Annotated in this window: 13 protein-coding genes; all 13 read left to right on the forward strand. The window is 69.9% G+C overall.

The window, feature by feature from the left end; genetic code table 11:
• The first annotated feature begins 23 nt into the window (after positions 1-23).
• The 13 genes from G510_RS15490 (at position 24) to uvrC (ending at position 17,104) form a co-directional block, all read left to right on the forward strand.
• Positions 24-1,196, forward strand: coding sequence for a glycosyltransferase family protein (locus G510_RS15490; protein WP_051216414.1), 1,173 nt, complete (start codon positions 24-26; stop codon positions 1,194-1,196).
• Positions 1,186-2,439: a glycosyltransferase gene (locus tag G510_RS0105605; RefSeq protein WP_029152836.1), complete on the forward strand. Its 1,254-nt coding sequence runs from the start codon at positions 1,186-1,188 to the stop codon at positions 2,437-2,439. Before G510_RS15490 ends, G510_RS0105605 begins: the two co-directional genes overlap by 11 nt.
• Positions 2,439-3,530 (forward strand): glycosyltransferase family 4 protein, encoded by a 1,092-nt coding sequence (locus G510_RS0105610; protein ID WP_029152837.1) that lies wholly within the window; start codon positions 2,439-2,441, stop codon positions 3,528-3,530. The genes G510_RS0105605 and G510_RS0105610 overlap by 1 nt, the downstream gene beginning before the upstream one ends.
• A complete protein-coding gene (locus G510_RS15495; protein ID WP_036322073.1) occupies positions 3,527-5,362 on the forward strand; it encodes an ABC transporter ATP-binding protein in 1,836 nt (611 codons plus the stop codon). Before G510_RS0105610 ends, G510_RS15495 begins: the two co-directional genes overlap by 4 nt.
• Positions 5,359-6,405, forward strand: a complete 1,047-nt coding sequence (locus G510_RS0105620) for a phosphotransferase family protein (RefSeq protein ID WP_029152838.1) — start codon at positions 5,359-5,361, stop codon at positions 6,403-6,405. The genes G510_RS15495 and G510_RS0105620 overlap by 4 nt, the downstream gene beginning before the upstream one ends.
• Positions 6,402-7,439, forward strand: a complete 1,038-nt coding sequence (locus G510_RS17435; RefSeq protein WP_051216418.1) for a phosphotransferase — start codon at positions 6,402-6,404, stop codon at positions 7,437-7,439. Before G510_RS0105620 ends, G510_RS17435 begins: the two co-directional genes overlap by 4 nt.
• Positions 7,440-7,480: 41 nt before the next feature.
• Positions 7,481-7,945, forward strand: a complete 465-nt coding sequence (locus G510_RS0105630) for a hypothetical protein (protein ID WP_029152839.1) — start codon at positions 7,481-7,483, stop codon at positions 7,943-7,945.
• A gap of 154 nt (positions 7,946-8,099) precedes the next feature.
• On the forward strand, positions 8,100-8,591 hold the full coding sequence (locus tag G510_RS0105635; RefSeq protein ID WP_157560433.1) for a hypothetical protein: 492 nt from the start codon (positions 8,100-8,102) through the stop codon (positions 8,589-8,591).
• Between the two features lie 56 nt (positions 8,592-8,647).
• The gene (locus G510_RS15505) at positions 8,648-9,481 is read left to right on the forward strand and encodes a hypothetical protein (protein WP_157560435.1); all 834 of its coding nucleotides are present in this window, start codon (positions 8,648-8,650) and stop codon (positions 9,479-9,481) included.
• A 23-nt stretch (positions 9,482-9,504) separates the two neighbouring features.
• Positions 9,505-10,089, forward strand: a complete 585-nt coding sequence (gene coaE, locus G510_RS0105645; RefSeq protein ID WP_029152841.1) for a dephospho-CoA kinase — start codon at positions 9,505-9,507, stop codon at positions 10,087-10,089.
• Between the two features lie 83 nt (positions 10,090-10,172).
• A complete protein-coding gene (gene uvrB / locus G510_RS0105650) occupies positions 10,173-12,260 on the forward strand; it encodes an excinuclease ABC subunit UvrB (RefSeq protein ID WP_029152842.1) in 2,088 nt (695 codons plus the stop codon).
• A gap of 96 nt (positions 12,261-12,356) precedes the next feature.
• Entirely contained in the window at positions 12,357-15,245 is a 2,889-nt protein-coding gene (gene uvrA, locus G510_RS0105655) for an excinuclease ABC subunit UvrA (RefSeq protein WP_029152843.1), read from the forward strand.
• A 2-nt stretch (positions 15,246-15,247) separates the two neighbouring features.
• Complete coding sequence (gene uvrC, locus G510_RS0105660; RefSeq protein ID WP_029152844.1) at positions 15,248-17,104, forward strand: excinuclease ABC subunit UvrC; 1,857 nt, start codon at positions 15,248-15,250, stop codon at positions 17,102-17,104.
• Positions 17,105-17,122: the final 18 nt, after the last annotated feature.

The raw sequence follows: 17,122 nt of genomic DNA on the forward strand, positions 1-17,122 counted from the left end.
TGGGGCAGGGATCAGGAGTAGACATGAGCACGAGAATCGTCTTGTTCTCGCACGACTCGGCCGGCCTCGGCCACATCCGCCGCAATCTTGCGCTCGCACACGCGCTGAGCGCCGGATCGGCCGAACCCGTCACGGGTCTGCTCGTCGCGGGGCGCCCCGAGGCGACGAGGTTCCGTGCGCCGCGAGGATGGGACTGGCTCATCCTTCCCGGCGTGCAGCACGGCGAGGGCGGCTACGTCTCGCGCGAGCTCGACCTCGATCTCGAGGCGTCGACCGCGCTGCGCGGCGGCGCGTTCCGTGCGGCCCTCTCGGCGTTCGCCCCCGACCTCGTCGTCATCGACCGCCACCCGTTCGGCGTGGGCGGCGAGCTCGAGGACGGGCTGCGCACGCTGCGCGCCGCGAACCCCGAGTGCCGGATCGTCCTCGGCCTTCGCGACGTGCTCGACGCACCGCGAGCAGCGGCCGGCGAGTGGAGCGCGCTCGGCGGGGCACCGCGGATCCGCGCGCTCTTCGACGCGATCTGGGTCTACGGCGACCCCCGCGTGCACGATCTGTCGGTATCGGGCGAGCTGCCCGCATCGCTTCGCGATCTTGTCGCGCACACCGGCTACCTCGCCGACGGCCGGGTCGACGGCCCCCAGCACCAGGTCGACGCGCCGTACCTGCTGACGACCGTCGGCGGCGGAATCGACGGCGTCGACCTCGCTGCTGCCGCCGCCGCGGCCCCCGTGCCGGAGGGCCTCACGCACCTCATCGTGACCGGACCCCAGATGACCGCCGCGGATCGCGAGCGCGTCGCGGCAGTCGCGACCGACCGCACGAGCGTGGTGCGCCGGGTGCCGGATGCGCTGCCGCTCATCCGCGGCGCGGAAGCGGTCGTGTGCATGGGCGGGTACAACACGATCTGCGAGGTGATGTCGACAGAGACTCCCGCGCTCGTCGCTCCGCGGCGCCGTCGTCGTGCCGAGCAGGGGATCCGCGCCGCGGCGCTCACCCGCGCCGGCGTGATCGAAACGCTCTCGCCGTGGGAAACGGATCCGGAGACCATCGGGCGCTGGTTCGCCGCGAACGCAGGACGCACGATCTCGCGGGCCGGCGTCGAGCTCGATGGCCTCGGCCGGATCCCGTCGATCGCCGCAGACCTCCTCGGGTCTGCAGACGCTTCAGTTCTGGAGGATGAGTTCATTGCAGTCTGACAACGCGCGCGGCGGCATCGGCTACGTCGTGAAGGTGTACCCGCGCTTCTCGGAGACGTTCATCGTCACGGAGCTGCTCGCGCGCGAGGCAGCGGGGGAGACGCTCACCGTCTTCGCCCTGCGCCCCTCGCAGGATCCGCGCTTCCACCCGCAGCTCGCACGCGTGGCGGCGCCCGTGCGCTACCTGCCGCGGCCGAGCAAGCCGTCGCTGTTGTGGGCGGCGCTGCGCGAGGCCGAGCCGTGGGTCGGCGATGGCGTCGCTCGTGCGCTGCCGGAGCTGCTCGCCTCGGAGGCGGACGAGGCCATCGCCGCCGTCGCCCTCGCCCAGCACGCCCGCGAGGAGCGGCTGACGCACCTGCACGCGCACTTCGCGACTTCGGCGGCCGTTGTCGCCCGGCTCGCCAGCCTCATCACGGGGATCCCGTACTCGTTCACGGCGCACGCGAAGGACCTGTTCCACGAGTCCGTCGACCCCGCGCGCCTGCGCACGCTGATCGCGGACGCCGCCTATGTCGCGACCGTCAGCGCCTTCAACGTCGCCCACCTGCGCGGCATCGCGCCCGACGACGCCGACCGGATCCACCTCGTGCCGAACGCGATCGAGGTCGAGCGGTTCGCGTATCGGCGCCCCGTCCGTCCGGCAGGCGCGCTCCGCGTCGCGGCCGTCGGTCGCCTCGTCGAGAAGAAGGGATTCGACGTGCTGCTCGACGCGTTCGCCGTGCTGCGGGCGACGGGCATCGACGCCGAGCTGACGCTCGCGGGCGGCGGCGAGCTGGCCGACGAGCTGAGCGATCGCGTGCGAACGCTCGGCCTCCAGGACGCTGTGCGGATGCCCGGACCCCTCTCGCAGTGCGAGGTCACCCAGCTGCTGCGCGAGTCGGACGTCTTCGCCGCCCCGTGCATCGTCGGATCCGACGGCAACGCCGACGGGCTGCCCACGGTGCTGCTCGAGGCGATGGCCACGGGGGTGCCCTGCGTCTCCACGCCGGTCACGGGGATCCCCGAGGTCGTCATCGACGGTGAGACGGGGCTGCTCACCTCGCCCGGTGACCCGGCCGCGCTGGCGACGGCGCTGCGCCGCGTCGCGCAGGGATCCGTCGATATCGTCGCGCTCGCCGAGGCGGCTCGCTCTCTCGTCGAGCGCCGCCACGACGCCCGGAACCAGGCCCATGCGCACGCACGCCTGACGAACGGCGATCTGCCCGAGACCGCGCAGGACTTCTCACGAGAGCTGGTGGCGTGATGCGCGTCGCATTTGTATGCACGGACCCCGGCATTCCGGTGGACGGTTCGAAGGGCGCGTCGGTGCACGTGCAGCAGATCGTGCGGGCGTTCCAGCGCCGCGGCGACGACGTCACGGTGTACGCGACCCGGTCGGGATCCGCCGAGATGGGCGGCGCGCCCATCGTCACGGTGCCCGTCGGGCGCGGCGACGCCGCGGACCGCGAGCGTGCGGTCGCGCGCGCCGCCGTCCAGATCGCCGAGCGGATCGCGGACGACGGATGCGACCTCGTGTACGAGCGCCTCTCGCTCTTCTCCGATGTGTCGGCGCGCGTGGCGGCCCCCGCTGTCGTGGAGGTCAACGCGCCCCTCATCGAAGAGCAGCGCACCCATCGCACTCTCGTCGACGAGACCGGTGCCACAGCCGCGGTGCGCCGCGTCCTGTCCCGTGCCGCGACCGTCGCCTGCGTCTCCGAGCCCGTCGCCGAGTGGGCGCTCGCGCACGGATCCGCCGACGCGTCGACGATCGTCGCGCCGAACGGCGTCGACACCCGCGCGTTCGCCCCCGCCGAACTGCGCGACGGGATCCTCGAGGTCGTCTTCATCGGCTCGCTCAAGAGCTGGCATGGCGTCGACATCGCGATCGCCGCGATCGCGGACCTCGAGGGCGTGCGCCTGACGATCATCGGCGATGGGCCCGAGCGCGAGCGCCTGGAGGGCGTCGCCGACGCGCTCGGTGCCGACGTGCGCTGGCTCGGGGCGATCCCGCACGAGGCGGTGCCGGCGGAGCTGGCCGCCATGCACGTCGGTGTCGCGCCGTACCCGGCGACCGCCGATGCGTACTTCTCCCCGCTCAAGGCCTTCGAATACCTCGCCGCGGGACTCGCGGTCGTCGCGTCCGAGACGGGTCAGATTCCGAGCCTCATCGCTCACGACGACACGGGGATCCTCGTGCCGGCCGGCGGCGTCGACGCGCTCCGCGGCGCACTCACCACGCTGCGCGACGACCGCGGCCTCGCGCGCCGACTCGGATCCGCAGGTCGGGCGCGCGCCGTCAGCCAGCACGACTGGGATCGCACCCTCGATCGCATCCTTCCGGGAGGGTTCCGATGAGCACCAACAAGCCGGCGAACGGCAGCCTCAACGCCGTGCGGCGCACCCTCGCGCTCGCTCGGCCGCACCTGCGCGGCCAGGGCTGGATCATGGCCGGCGGCGTCGCGATGATGCTGATCGAGGTCGTGATGCGCGTCGCGGAGCCGTGGCCGCTGAAGATCGTGATCGACGCCGTCACCGTGAGCCTCGGGGCGACGGAGGGAGCCGCGGAGGGACAGCCCGGCGCGAGCGTCGCCCTGCTCGTCTCCTGTGGGATCCTGCTGCTCGGGTTCGTCGGCGTGCGCGCCATCGCGCAGTACTGCTCGACGGTCGTCTTCGCGCTCGTCGGATCCCGCGTCGCGACGCGCCTGCGCTCGCGCGTGTTCTCGCACCTGCAGTCGCTCGGGCAGAAGTACCACTCCCGCGCGCAGCACGGCGACAACGTGCAGCGCCTCGTCGGCGACGTCGGGCGGCTGCAGGAGGTCGCCGTCTCGGCCGGACTGCCGCTCGTCGGCAACGTGATCACCCTTGTCGTCCTGTCGATCGTGATGATGGTGATGGATCCGCTGCTCGCGCTCGTCGTGCTCGGATCCGCGCTCGCCTACGCGATCATGTCGCGGTCGAGCGGCCGCAAGATTGTTGCGGTGTCGCGCCGCACCCGCAAGAGCGAGGGCCAGATCGCGAACGCCGCGTCCGAGACGTTCGGCGCGATCCGCGTCGTGCAGGCGTACGGGCTCGAGCAGCAGCGCGGCCGCACCTTCGAGCACAGCAACGAGCGCGCGCTCGGCCAGGGCGTCGCCTCGCGCCGCCTCGCTGCGGGCCTCGAGCGCGGAACCGACGTGATCGTCGGGCTCGCCCTCGCGATCGTGCTCGTCGTCGGAGGCTGGCGCGTCATCGAGGGCGCGCTCACGCCGGGCGACCTCGTGATCTTCACGACCTACCTGAAGCTCGCGCTGCGCCCCCTCAAGGACCTCGCGAAGTTCACGGGCCGGATCGCTCGCGCGCTCGCGTCGGGAGAGCGCGTCGCCGAGGTGCTCGACGAGCGCCCCGAGATCGCCGACCGCGACTGGGCGCGACCGCTGGGCGAGCTCGCGGGCGGCGTGCGCGGCCGCATCGAGTTCGACCGCGTCGACGTCGACGACGGACACGGGCGGCCGTTGTTCCGCGACCTGTCCTTCCGCGTCGAGCCGGGTAGCAAGGTCTGCGTGCTCGGCCCGTCGGGCGCGGGGAAATCGACCCTCGCGGGGCTGCTGACGCGCGTCGCGGATCCGGTCTCGGGGCGCCTCGCGATCGACGGCGTCGACGTGCGCGACGCGACGCTCTCGAGCCTGCGGGCGAGCGTCTCGAGCGTGCTGCAGGAGGCGGTGCTGTTCGCGACGAGCGTGCGCGAGAACATCCGCTTCGGGCGGCTCGATGCGAGCGACGCCGAGGTGGAGGAGGCGGCGCGCCGCGCGCTCGCCGACGCCTTCATCCGCGAGCTGCCCGACGGGTACGACACCGAGCTGGGCGACCGGGGCGCAACGCTGTCGGGCGGTCAGCGCCAGCGCATCGCGATCGCACGCGCGCTGCTGCGGGACGCGCCGATCGTCATCCTCGACGAGGCGACGACGGGGCTCGATCCGGAATCGAAGGAGCGCGTGTCCGAGTCGATCGACGCGCTCACGGAGGGCCGCACGACGATCTCGATCACGCATGACCCCGTCACGATCCGTACGGCAGACCGCGTGCTGTGGATCGAGGACGGTCGAGTGGCCGAGGACGGCGCGCCGGACGAGCTGCTCGCCAGCCCGGACTCGCGGCTGTCGTCGTGGCTGCGCACGGCGGCCCCCGCTCTGGCGGGAGGTGCGGCATGATCCGGTTCGACGACGCGCTGCCCGATCTCGGGATCTTCGCCGGCGCCGATGCGCTCTCCCAGGCGCTGGGCCGCCGGGTGCGCATCGAACGGATCCGGTACAAGCCCGGCACGTCGATCGTGGCGGCGGTGCGCGACGAGTCGGGCCGGCCGTCGTGGGTGCTCACCCACGCGGATCCGGCGAAAGCGACGAATCATGAGCGCGCCGCTCTGCGCGCGGGAGCCGAGCCGGTGCGGCTCGGATCCGCGACGGTCACCGGCCCCGCGTGGGCCGACCGCGCGCTCGTGGCAGGACTCTCCGACGTCGCCGACGCCGATCGCCGCACCGACGCTCCGCTGCGCTACAACCCGTTGCGCCGGATGGTGATGGCGACGGATTCTCGCGTGATCAAGGTGTCGGAGGGGACGCAGTCGGTGACCGCGGCCCAGCACCTCGCTGATCACGGGGTCTCGGTCATCGTGCCGAGCCTCATCAGCCCGCGGGCGACGTCCGCTGCCTGGTGGGGTGCGGGCGATCTGTCCGAGAAGCCGTCTGCTGCGCTCGCTCGACGCGCGGGGCAGGAGCTCGCCGCCATGCACCGCGCACCGATCGGGAAGCTGCGGACGCCGCGCACGTCGCCGGCGCGGGTCGCCGAGCGCGCAGCGCGGGCGATCCACGCACTGGTGCCGGAGCTCGGCGACCTCGCGGCGCGCCTCGCGGAGACCGCAGGAACGATGGCGGGCGGCCGGGAGGTCGTCGTGCATGGGGACTTCTCGCCCGACCAGGTGCTCGTGGGTGACGGCGAGGTTCGGCTGATCGACCTCGATCGCGTGGCGATCGGCGCGCCGGAGCAGGACCTCGGCTCGTTCCTCGCGGCGGGCGGCGACGAAGAACTGCTCGGCGGATACATCGATGCTGGCGGCGTCGTCGACCCGGAAGCGCTGCGCGCCTGGCGTGCCATCTCCCACCTACAGAAGGCGGTGGAGCCGTTCCGATCGGGGCGTCCGAACTGGACGGCAGCCGTCGTGGCGGCCGTCGACGACGCACTGGAGGCGATCGCATGATCGACAGGGCAGCGCCGACCACCGCGGTGGTCGCGGACGAGGTCTGGCACATCACGCGCGTATGGCCGGGGGATCCGACCCCGCTTGAGGCGCGTCTCGGCGACGAAGTGCGCGGCGGACGTCTTCGTTCCGACGGCACGGTCGAGCTCCTCGATCCCGACGACGACGCGAAGCTGCCGGCGCTCGGCGCCCTCGCCCACAGAGGAGAACTCGTGTCGCACCGGCCGGGCAAGCGCGCCGTCGTGCGCCTGGACGAGACGTTCGCCAAGGCCGTGCGCCGCGGGCGCGCGGGAGGCGTCGCGGACGCGCACGAGCGAGGTGCCGCGGCGTTCGGGCACGCGTTCGCGGTGCCCGAGATCGCCGCGCGGCAGGACGACGCGATCGAGCTGACGATCGTTCCCGGCCGCACGCTCGATGCCCTCGGGGCGGATCCCGCGACGCCCGACGGCGCGTGGCGCGCGGCGTGGCGATCCTGGCGCGAGGCATGGACCTCGAGCGTCGCCGGGGGAGAGCTCGACGGGCTCGCGCCGCACACAGTGGGCGACGAGGCGCGGATCCTTCGCGAGTGGGCCGATCACGCCGCGCTCCGCATCGGCGCCGGATCCGCGCAGCTCTTGAGGGAGGCGGCCGAGCGCCTCATCCAGGGCCTCGAACGCGCCGTTCCGAACCCGGAGCGCATCGCGCATCGCGACCTGCACGACAAGCAGCTCCTCTGGGACGACGACCGCGGAATCGGCCTCATCGACCTCGACACCTGCGCCCGTGCGGATCCGGCGCTCGACCTCGGGAATCTGCTCGCCCACGCGGAGCTCGCGGAGAGCCAGGGGCGCTGGACGCCGGATCGGGCGCGGGCCGCCGCGGCAGAGATCGCTTCGGCGGCGGACGAGCTCGGCGTCGATGCCGACAGCGTCGAGGCGTGGCGTCGCGCGGCGCGATTCCGCATCGCGTGCGTGCACGTGCTGCGCCCGCCAGGGCGCGAGGCCGCACATCGCGACCTCTTCCGAATGATGGTCGAAGACTCTCGCAATGCATGACAGGCTGAAAGGAACGAAGCCATGATGACGAAGGACACACGATGAAGAAGAGCGGCGTGGTGCTGGCCGTGGGCGTCGCCGCGAGCGCGCTCGCGATCGTGCTCGGGGGACTGGGGATCGCCAACGCGCTCTCGCCGGATCCCGAACCGACGGTCGTGCGCGAGGAGCCTCTCATCGCTCCGTCCGCTACGCAGAGTCCCACCGCGGATCCGTCGCCATCGGCGAGCCCGTCCGCGAGCCCGTCCGCGACCCCATCTGCTCCGGCCGATCCGTCGCCGTCCGCCGCTCCGTCCGCGCCCGCGGAACAGGGGGCCGACACGGGCGCCGATTCGGGCGCGGCCGGCCAGCCGCAGCCCGTCCCGCCGCCCCCGCCCGTGCAGCTCGGCGACGACGATGATGACGATGACGATGACGATGACGCCGACGACTGGGACGACGACGATGACGGCGATGATGACGACGACGATGATGACGACGACGATGATGATGAGTGGGACGACGATTAGTTTCGCCTGAACGGGCCTCGATCTGCTCTCAGTTTCGGTTTTTAGAGCAGATCGAGTCATGTTGAGAGCGTGCGGTCGTGCGCCGGCACCCCGGGCTGCCCGGGTCTGTGGATAACTTTCGACGCCCATTCGCGATCTGCTCTAGCGTGTGGGGATGCCTCGCACCGCCCTCGCCCTCGGAGCCATCGTCGCCCTCGCCTTCGGCCTCACCGCCTGCGTCGCGGAGCCCGAACCGGAACCCGAATGGACGGAAGAGACCGCCTATGCCGAGGCCGAGGAGGTGTTTCGGGCGTACCACGTCGCGAGTTCGTTCGGCTCGGAACAAGACGTCACGGAGTTCGTGGGTGGTGATCTTCTTGCGCACTATGCCGAAGGAGATTCCGCACTTGAAGGTCTAGACATCGAGGCTCGTGGTGAGTCGGTCGTCACAACGTTCACTCCCGGCGAGTACCGAACGGTTGGCGAAGAGATCGCCGTTGAAGCGGTCGCTTGCATTGACGATTCGACGCTCGAACTCAATATTGACGGGGCAGGTTGGGCTACGCCACGCGAAGATCCGACTTATGGAGTCCACTTGAGATTTGCGACGCAAGGAGAATCGCTGGTCATTACCAACCTCGTCGAAGGTGCGGACGACGAATGCTGACCGCAAGCACGGTGAGTCTCCTAACCGTGATGGCTGCCGGCTCAGTAGTTGCACAAGTGTCGGACGCAGACCCGACTTGCGACTGGCAGGAAGTGGCCGCGGGCGTCTGCGAACTCGCCGGAGGCCCTGGCCTGGGTATCGGCGGGCAGCAAACCCAGCCCGGGCAGGAGCCGCCCGCCCAGCAGCCGCAGCCCGGGCCGCCCGGGGGGCAGACGCAGCCGATCGTCGGTCCCGGACCCGGTGGCGCGGGCCCGGCCCAGCCCACCGTGCCCGGCGGGGAACCGGGCGGGTGGCAGTGCCTCGATCCGGCTCAGCAGGTGATCGGCGGCACGTGCGTCACCGCCCCGGAGCCCGATCCCGAGCCGGCCGAGGAGCCCGATCCGGTCGAGCAGCCTCCCTCGATCCCGCCTCTGACCGCGTACGACGTCGCGAATTTCGTGCCAGTACCGGCGCCTCCCACGATCGAGCCGTTCGGAGTGGCGATCGTCCGCGCCCCGATGAACGTCGCGGTCGCGGCCTCGTCGCACACCGTCGGCGGCGATCTGTTCGGCCTGCCGATGTCAGTCACCTTCACGCCCGAGCTCCTCACGATCGATTACGGCGACGGCACGATCGTCGACGTCGCGCAGGCGGCGCCCACCTGGGAGCAGCTTGGCCAGGAACAGCTGAGCCCCACCGCCACGAGCCACACGTACGCCGAGCGCGGCACGGCTTCCGTCACCGTCGACGTGTCGTACTCGGCCGTCGTCGATTTCGGGCCGTGGGGCGTGCATCCCGTCGGCGGGTACGTTGTGTCCCAAGGATCCCCGGTCGATGTGCACATCTACGAGAAGCAGTCGTATCTCGTCGCGCACACCTGCGCGGAGAACCCGTCCGGGCCCGGTTGCTGAGCGCGCGCCGTTACGCTCTACCCATGCCCCTCATCGCTCTGACCGGCGGGATCGCATCTGGAAAATCGACGATCGCCCGCCGACTCGAGTCCCACGGCGCCGTCGTCGTCGACGCGGATCAGACGGTGCGCGACCTGCAGCGCTCCGGCGAACCGGTGTTCGACGCGATCGTGCGCGAATTCGGCGAGGCAGTCGTCGCGGCGGATGGCGAGCTCGATCGTGCGGCGCTCGGATCCATCGTGTTCGGCGATGCCGACCAGCTCGCCCGACTCAATGCGATCGTGCATCCGGCGGTCAAAGCCGAGACCCAGCGCCGCTTCCGCGATGCGGGCGACCGCGTCGTCGTCTACGACGTTCCGCTGCTCGCCGAGGCGCGCGGATCCCGCGAATGGGATCTGATCGTCGTCGCCCACGCGCCCGCCGAGACGCGCATGAACCGCATGATCTCCGAGCGCGGAATGAGCCGTGAGGACGCCGCGGCGCGCATCGCGAATCAGGCGACCGACGACGAGCGCCTGAGCGTCGCGGACGTCGTGATCGATACGGACGGCACGATGGAGCACACCCTCGCCCAGGCCGACGACCTGTGGTGGCGGCTCAGCGCGTGACGAAGCACCCGGACGAGCCGGGAGCCACCCCGTAATCGCTTCGCGCGGCCTCGAATGTCAGTGGTTCGGCATAGCCTGAATCCATGCAGACCACACGCAGCGTTCGCCCGTTCGAGGTCGTCAGCGACTACACGCCGTCCGGCGACCAGCCGGCGGCGATCGCCGACCTCGCGCAGCGCATCAACGCCGGCGAGACCGACATCGTGCTGCTCGGTGCGACGGGCACGGGAAAATCGGCGACGACCGCGTGGCTCATCGAGCAGATCCAGCGCCCGACGCTCGTGCTCTCGCACAACAAGACGCTGGCGGCGCAGCTCGCGAACGAGTTCCGCGACCTCATGCCCAACAACGCGGTCGAGTACTTCGTGTCGTACTACGACTACTACCAGCCCGAGGCATACGTGCCGCAGTCCGACACCTTCATCGAGAAGGACAGCTCGATCAACTCCGAGGTCGAGCGCCTGCGCCACGCGACGACGAACTCGCTGCTGAGCCGTCGCGATGTCGTCGTGGTCAGCACGGTCTCGTGCATCTACGGCCTCGGGTCGCCCGAAGAGTACCTGCGCTCGCTCGTTGCGCTGCAGGTGGGCGAGCGCTACGACCGCGACGCGCTGATCCGCCACTTCATCGACATGCAGTACAACCGCAACGACGTCGACTTCTCGCGCGGCAACTTCCGGGTGCGCGGTGACACGATCGAGATCATCCCGGTGTACGAGGAGAACGCGATCCGCATCGAGCTGTTCGGCGATGAGATCGAGCAGATCCTCAAGCTGCACCCGCTTACGGGCGAGGTCATCGAGAAGCTCGACGCCGTCGCGGTCTTCCCCGCGACGCACTATGCCGCTGGCGCCGACACCGTCGCCCGCGCGATCAAGACGATCGAGGTCGAGCTCGAGGAACGGCTCAAGGAATTCGAGCAGCAGGGCAAGCTGCTCGAGGCGCAGCGCCTCCGCATGCGCACGACGTTCGACCTCGAGATGTTGCAGCAGATCGGGTTCTGCTCGGGCATCGAGAACTACTCGCGCCACCTCGACGCCCGCGAGCCCGGTGAACCGCCGCACACGCTGCTCGACTTCTTCCCCGACGACTTCGTGATCGTCATCGACGAGTCGCACGTCACGGTTCCGCAGATCGGCGCGATGTACGAGGGCGACGCCTCGCGCAAGCGCACGCTCGTCGAGCACGGCTTCCGCCTGCCGAGCGCCCTCGACAACCGCCCGCTGCGCTTCGACGAGTTCAAGGAGCGCATCGGCCAGACTGTGTACCTCTCGGCCACGCCCGGGCGATACGAGATGGGCATCGCCGACGGCGTCGTCGAGCAGATCATCCGCCCGACGGGCCTCGTCGACCCGCAGATCGTCGTGAAGCCGAGCGACGGGCAGATCGATGACCTGCTCGAGGAGATCCGCGTGCGCGCGGAGAAGGAAGAGCGCGTGCTCGTGACGACGCTCACGAAGAAGATGGCCGAGGAGCTGACGGACTTTCTCGACGAGCACGGCGTGCGCGTGCGCTACCTGCACAGCGACGTCGACACGCTGCGACGGGTCGAGCTGCTCACCGAACTGCGCCAGGGCGTGTACGACGTGCTCGTCGGCATCAACTTGCTGCGCGAGGGCCTCGACCTGCCCGAGGTGTCACTCGTGGCGATCCTCGACGCCGATAAGGAGGGCTTCCTGCGCAGCGACACGTCGCTCATCCAGACGATCGGCCGCGCCGCTCGAAACGTGTCGGGCGAGGTGCACATGTACGCCGACCGCATCACCGACTCGATGAGGCGCGCGCTCGACGAGACCGATCGGCGCCGTGAGATTCAGGTCGCCTACAACCTCGAGCACGGCATCGACCCGCAGCCGCTGCGCAAGAAGATCGCCGACATCACCGACGCGCTCGCGCGAGAGGAAGCGGACACAGCGGAGCTGCTCGGCACGCGCAAGAAAGATCCGCGCGTCAAGGACGGCGGGCGCGGGCGCGCCGCAGCACCCATCAAGAAGCACGCCGGAATCGGGGCCGAAGGAGCCGATCAGCTCGAGGAGGCGATCGCCGACCTCACGAGCCAGATGGTGCAGGCCGCGGAACAACTCAAGTTCGAGCTGGCGGCCAGGCTGCGCGACGAGGTGCAGGACCTCAAGTATTCGCTGCGCCAGATCGAGAAGGCCGGTCACGCGTAGCGCGAGCGACAGCGGGGCACTCAAGCTCCTCCGACGAATCGCGACACTCAGTCGATGTCGAGCCGCACGAACAAAGTTTCGAATAGGATAGAGCCCGTGCCGATCATCCCCGTGAAATCAGACCACAAGATCATCGTGCGCGGCGCGCGCGTGCACAACCTCCGAAACGTCGATCTGGAGGTGCCGCGCGACAAGATGATCGTCTTCACCGGCCTGTCCGGATCGGGGAAGTCGTCGCTCGCGTTCGACACGATCTTCGCCGAGGGGCAGCGCCGCTACGTCGAGTCGCTCAGCGCGTACGCGCGCCAGTTCCTCGGCCAGGTCGACCGGCCCGACGTCGACGCGATCGAGGGCCTGAGCCCCGCCGTTTCGATCGATCAGAAGTCGACGAACCGCAACCCGCGCTCGACCGTGGGCACCATCACCGAGATCTACGACTACCTGCGGCTGCTGTGGGCGCGCATCGGCATCGCGCACTGCGCCGAGTGCGACGCGATCATCGAGCGTCAGACCGTGCAGCAGATCGCCGATCAGCTCGTCGAGCTGCCCGAGGGCACGCGCTTCCAGGTCGTGGCCCCCATCGTGAACCAGAAGAAGGGCGAGTTCGTCGACCTGTTCGCCGAGCTCGGCTCGAAGGGCTTCTCGCGGGCGATCGTCGACGGCGACCTGATCCAGCTCTCCGAGCCCCCGAAGCTCAAGAAGAGCTACAAGCACGACATCTCGGTGGTCGTCGACCGCCTGGTCTCGCGCGGCGAGAGCATGATCGGCCGCATCACCGACTCCGTCGAGACGGCGCGCGATCTCGCGAACGGCGTGATCCAGGTGAACTTCGTCGACGAGACCGGCGACGACGCGTGGCAGTCGTTCAGCGAGAACCTCTCGTGCCCCAACGGCCACCCCGTGCAGCTCACCGAGATCGAGCCGCGAACGTTCTCGTTCAACGCCCCGTTCGGCGCCTGCCCGGCATGCTCCGGCCTCGGTACGAAGATGTCCGTCGACGTCGACCTCATGCTCGGCGACGACGAGCTCTCGATAGGCGAGGGCGTCATCATCCCGTGGTCGACGCAGGGCAAGGGCCTCGCGCAGTACTTCGAGCGGCTGCTCGTCGCGCTGTCCGACGACCTGAACTTCTCGCTGACCGCGCCGTGGGCGACGCTTCCCGAAGCCGTCCGCGAGGCCGTGCTGTACGGCCAGGACTACAAGGTCAACGTGCGCTATAAGAACCGCTGGGGCCGCGAGGTGCGCTACGCCAGCGGGTTCGAGGGCGTCGTGCCGTACATCGAGCGCCAGTACGCGCAGGCCGAGTCCGACACTCAGCGCGCGCGCTGGGCCGACTACCTGCGCGAGATCCCGTGCTCGACGTGCGGCGGGGCGCGGCTCAAGCCCGAGGTGCTCGCCGTGCGCGTCGCCGACCGGTCGATCGCCGACGTCGCCTCGCTCAGCCTCGACGAGTCGATGCAGCTCATGAACTCCATCGAGCTGACCGACCGCGAGGCGCAGATCGCCGCGCAGGTGCTGCGCGAGATCCGGGTGCGGCTCGAGTTCCTGCTGCGCGTCGGCCTCAACTACCTCTCGCTCAGCCGCGCCGCCGGGTCGCTCTCGGGCGGCGAGGCGCAGCGCATTCGCCTCGCCACGCAGATCGGCACCGGGCTCACGGGCGTGTTGTACGTGCTCGACGAGCCGTCGATCGGCCTGCACCAGCGAGACAACCGTCGGCTCATCGAGACGCTCGAGGCGCTGCGCGACCTCGGCAACACCCTCGTTGTCGTCGAGCACGACGAGGAGACCATCGAGTCGAGCGATTGGGTCGTCGACATCGGGCCGCGCGCGGGCGAGGGCGGCGGCGAGGTCATCCACTCGGGGCCCTACTCCGAGCTCGCGGGGGAGACGCGCTCGATCACGGGCGACTACCTCTCGGGGCGGCGAGTGATCGAGACCCCCAAGAAGCGACGCAAGTTCGACCGCAAGCGCGCGCTCCAGGTGGTCGGCGCGCGCGAGAACAACCTGCAGAACGTCGACGCGACGATCCCGCTCGGCCTGTTCACGGCCGTGACCGGCGTGTCCGGATCGGGAAAATCGACCCTCATCAACGACATCCTCTACCAGGTGCTCGCGCAGAAGCTCAACGGCGCCCGCACCGTTCCGGGCAAGCACAAGCGTGTGACGGGGCTCGAACACCTCGACAAGGTCGTGCACGTCGACCAGGCGCCGATCGGCCGCACCCCGCGCTCGAACCCCGCGACGTACACGGGCGTCTTCGACCGCATCCGCGGGCTGTTCGCCGAGACCCCCGAGGCGAAGGTGCGCGGGTACCTCGCCGGCCGGTTCAGCTTCAATGTCAAGGGCGGCCGGTGCGAGGCCTGCTCCGGCGACGGTACGCTCAAGATCGAGATGAACTTCCTGCCCGACGTGTACGTCGACTGCGAGGTGTGCGGCGGCAAGCGCTACAACCGCGATACCCTCCAGGTGCACTACAAGGGCAAGAACATCGCCGAGGTGCTCGAGATGTCGATCGCCGAGGCCGAGGTGTTCTTCGAGCCGATCCAGGCGATCCACCGGTACATGAAGACGCTCGTCGACGTGGGCCTCGGCTACGTGCGCCTGGGGCAGGCGGCGACCACCCTGTCGGGCGGCGAGGCGCAGCGCGTCAAGCTCGCGACCGAACTGCAGAAGCGCTCGAACGGGCGCAGCATCTATGTGCTCGACGAGCCGACGACGGGCCTGCACTTCGAGGACGTGCGCAAACTGCTCGAGGTGCTCGGCGGCCTCGTCGAGAAGGGCAACTCGGTCGTCGTCATTGAGCACAACCTCGACGTGATCAAGTCGGCCGACTGGGTCGTCGACCTCGGCCCCGAAGGCGGATCCGGAGGCGGCACGATCGTCGCCACGGGCACGCCCGAGCAGATCGCGAAGAACCCCGACAGCCACACCGGCGTCTTCCTCGCGGAGACGCTCGGATTCGCCGAGCGGAAGCGCACGGCCTGACCGTGACGGCGCAGCTTCCGTACAAGCCGGCGACGGGGGAGATCCCGACCAACCCGGGCGTCTACCGGTTCCTCGGCGCAGACGGCCGCGTGCTCTACGTCGGCAAGGCGAAGAACCTGCGGCAGCGGCTGTCGAACTATTTCGCGCCGTTGCACACCCTGCACGAGCGCACGCGCCGCATGGTCACGACGGCAGTGAACGTCGAGTGGACGGTCGTTCCCACCGACGTCGATTCCCTGCAGCTCGAGTATCAGTGGATCAAGCAGTTCGACCCGCCGTTCAACGTCAAGTACCGCGACGACAAGTCGTACCCGTTCCTCGCCGTGACCCTCGCCGACGAGGCCCCTCGGGTCATGGTCACGCGCAACCGCAAGATCCGCGGGGCGAAGTACTTCGGTCCGTACCCCAAGGTGTGGGCCGTGCGCGACACGATCGACCTCATGCTCAAGGTGTTCCCGATCCGCACGTGCAGCGACTCGTCGTACAAGCGCGCGATGACCTCGGGCAAGCCGTGCTTCCCCGGCCAGATCGGCAAGTGCGGCGGGCCGTGCTCCGGGCGCGTGTCGATCGAGGAGCACCGCGCGATCGTCGGTGACTTCGTCGCCTTCATGCAGGGCGGCGACGAGCGCTTCGCCCGCGAGGTGATGGCGCGCATGAAAGAGGCCGCCGCAGCCCTCGACTTCGAGAGCGCCGCCGTGTACCGCGACCAGCTCGAGTCGATCGACGCCGTGCTCACCAAGAGCGCGCTCGTACTGCCCGACAACGAAGACGCCGACCTGTTCGGCCTCGCCGAGGACGAGCTCGACGCCGCCGTGCACCACTTCGTCATCCGCGGCGGCCGGGTGCGCGGGGCGAGCTCGCAGACCGTCGACAAGGAGCTCGACATCACGAGCGCGGATCTCGTCGAACAGATCCTGCAGCGCGCGTACGGCGATGCGGACGCGGCCGACGTCCCTCGGCGCGTGATCGTCCCCTTCCTGCCCGACGCCCACCTCGAGCTCGAACAGTTCCTGGCCGCGAGGCGGGGGCGCCGCGTCGAGATCCAGGTCGCTCAGCGCGGCCAGCGCGCCGAGCTGATGCGCAACGCGACGCTGAACGCCACGCAGGCGCTCGTGCGCCACAAGACCAAGCGCACGAGCGACTACTCCACGCGCACGCAGGCCCTGGCAGATCTCCAGGAGGCGCTCGGCATGACGGAGGCGCCCCTGCGCATCGAGTGCTACGACATCTCGCACCTGCAGGGCACGAACGTCGTCGGTTCGATGGTGGTCTTCGAGGACGGCCTGCCGCGCAAAGACCAGTACCGGTCGTTCTCGATCGCCGAGACCACCGACGACACCGACAGCATGCACCAGGTGCTCACCCGCCGCCTCGCGCGACTCGACGACCCGCAGGAGGACGAGCCGACGGGGCGTCCTCGGTTCTCCTATCCTCCCCAGCTGCTTCTCGTCGACGGCGGCCAGCCGCAGGTGAACGCCGCGGCTCGCGCGCTCGCGGAGTCGGGGCGCACCGGGATCGCGCTCGCAGGCATCGCGAAAAGGCTCGAGGAGCTCTGGCTTCCGGGCGACGACTATCCCGTGATCCTGCCGCGCACGTCCGAGGCGCTCTACCTGGTGCAGCGACTGCGCGACGAGGCGCATCGCTTCGCGATCGTGCACCAGCGCAAGAGGCGGCGGCGCGACATCCGCTCGATCCTCGCCGAGATCCCGGGTCTCGGCGAGGCGCGCATCAAGGCGCTGCTCACCCACTTCGGGTCTGTTACGGCGTTGCGCGGCGCGACGGTCGAGCAGATCGAGGAATTGCCGGGCATCGGCCCGAAGCTTGCGGCAACGATCCACGCGCATCTCGCGCGCGGATGAGGCTATCGATAGTCTGAT

Source organism: Microbacterium gubbeenense DSM 15944 (assembly GCF_000422745.1).
GTDB lineage: Bacteria > Actinomycetota > Actinomycetes > Actinomycetales > Microbacteriaceae > Microbacterium > Microbacterium gubbeenense.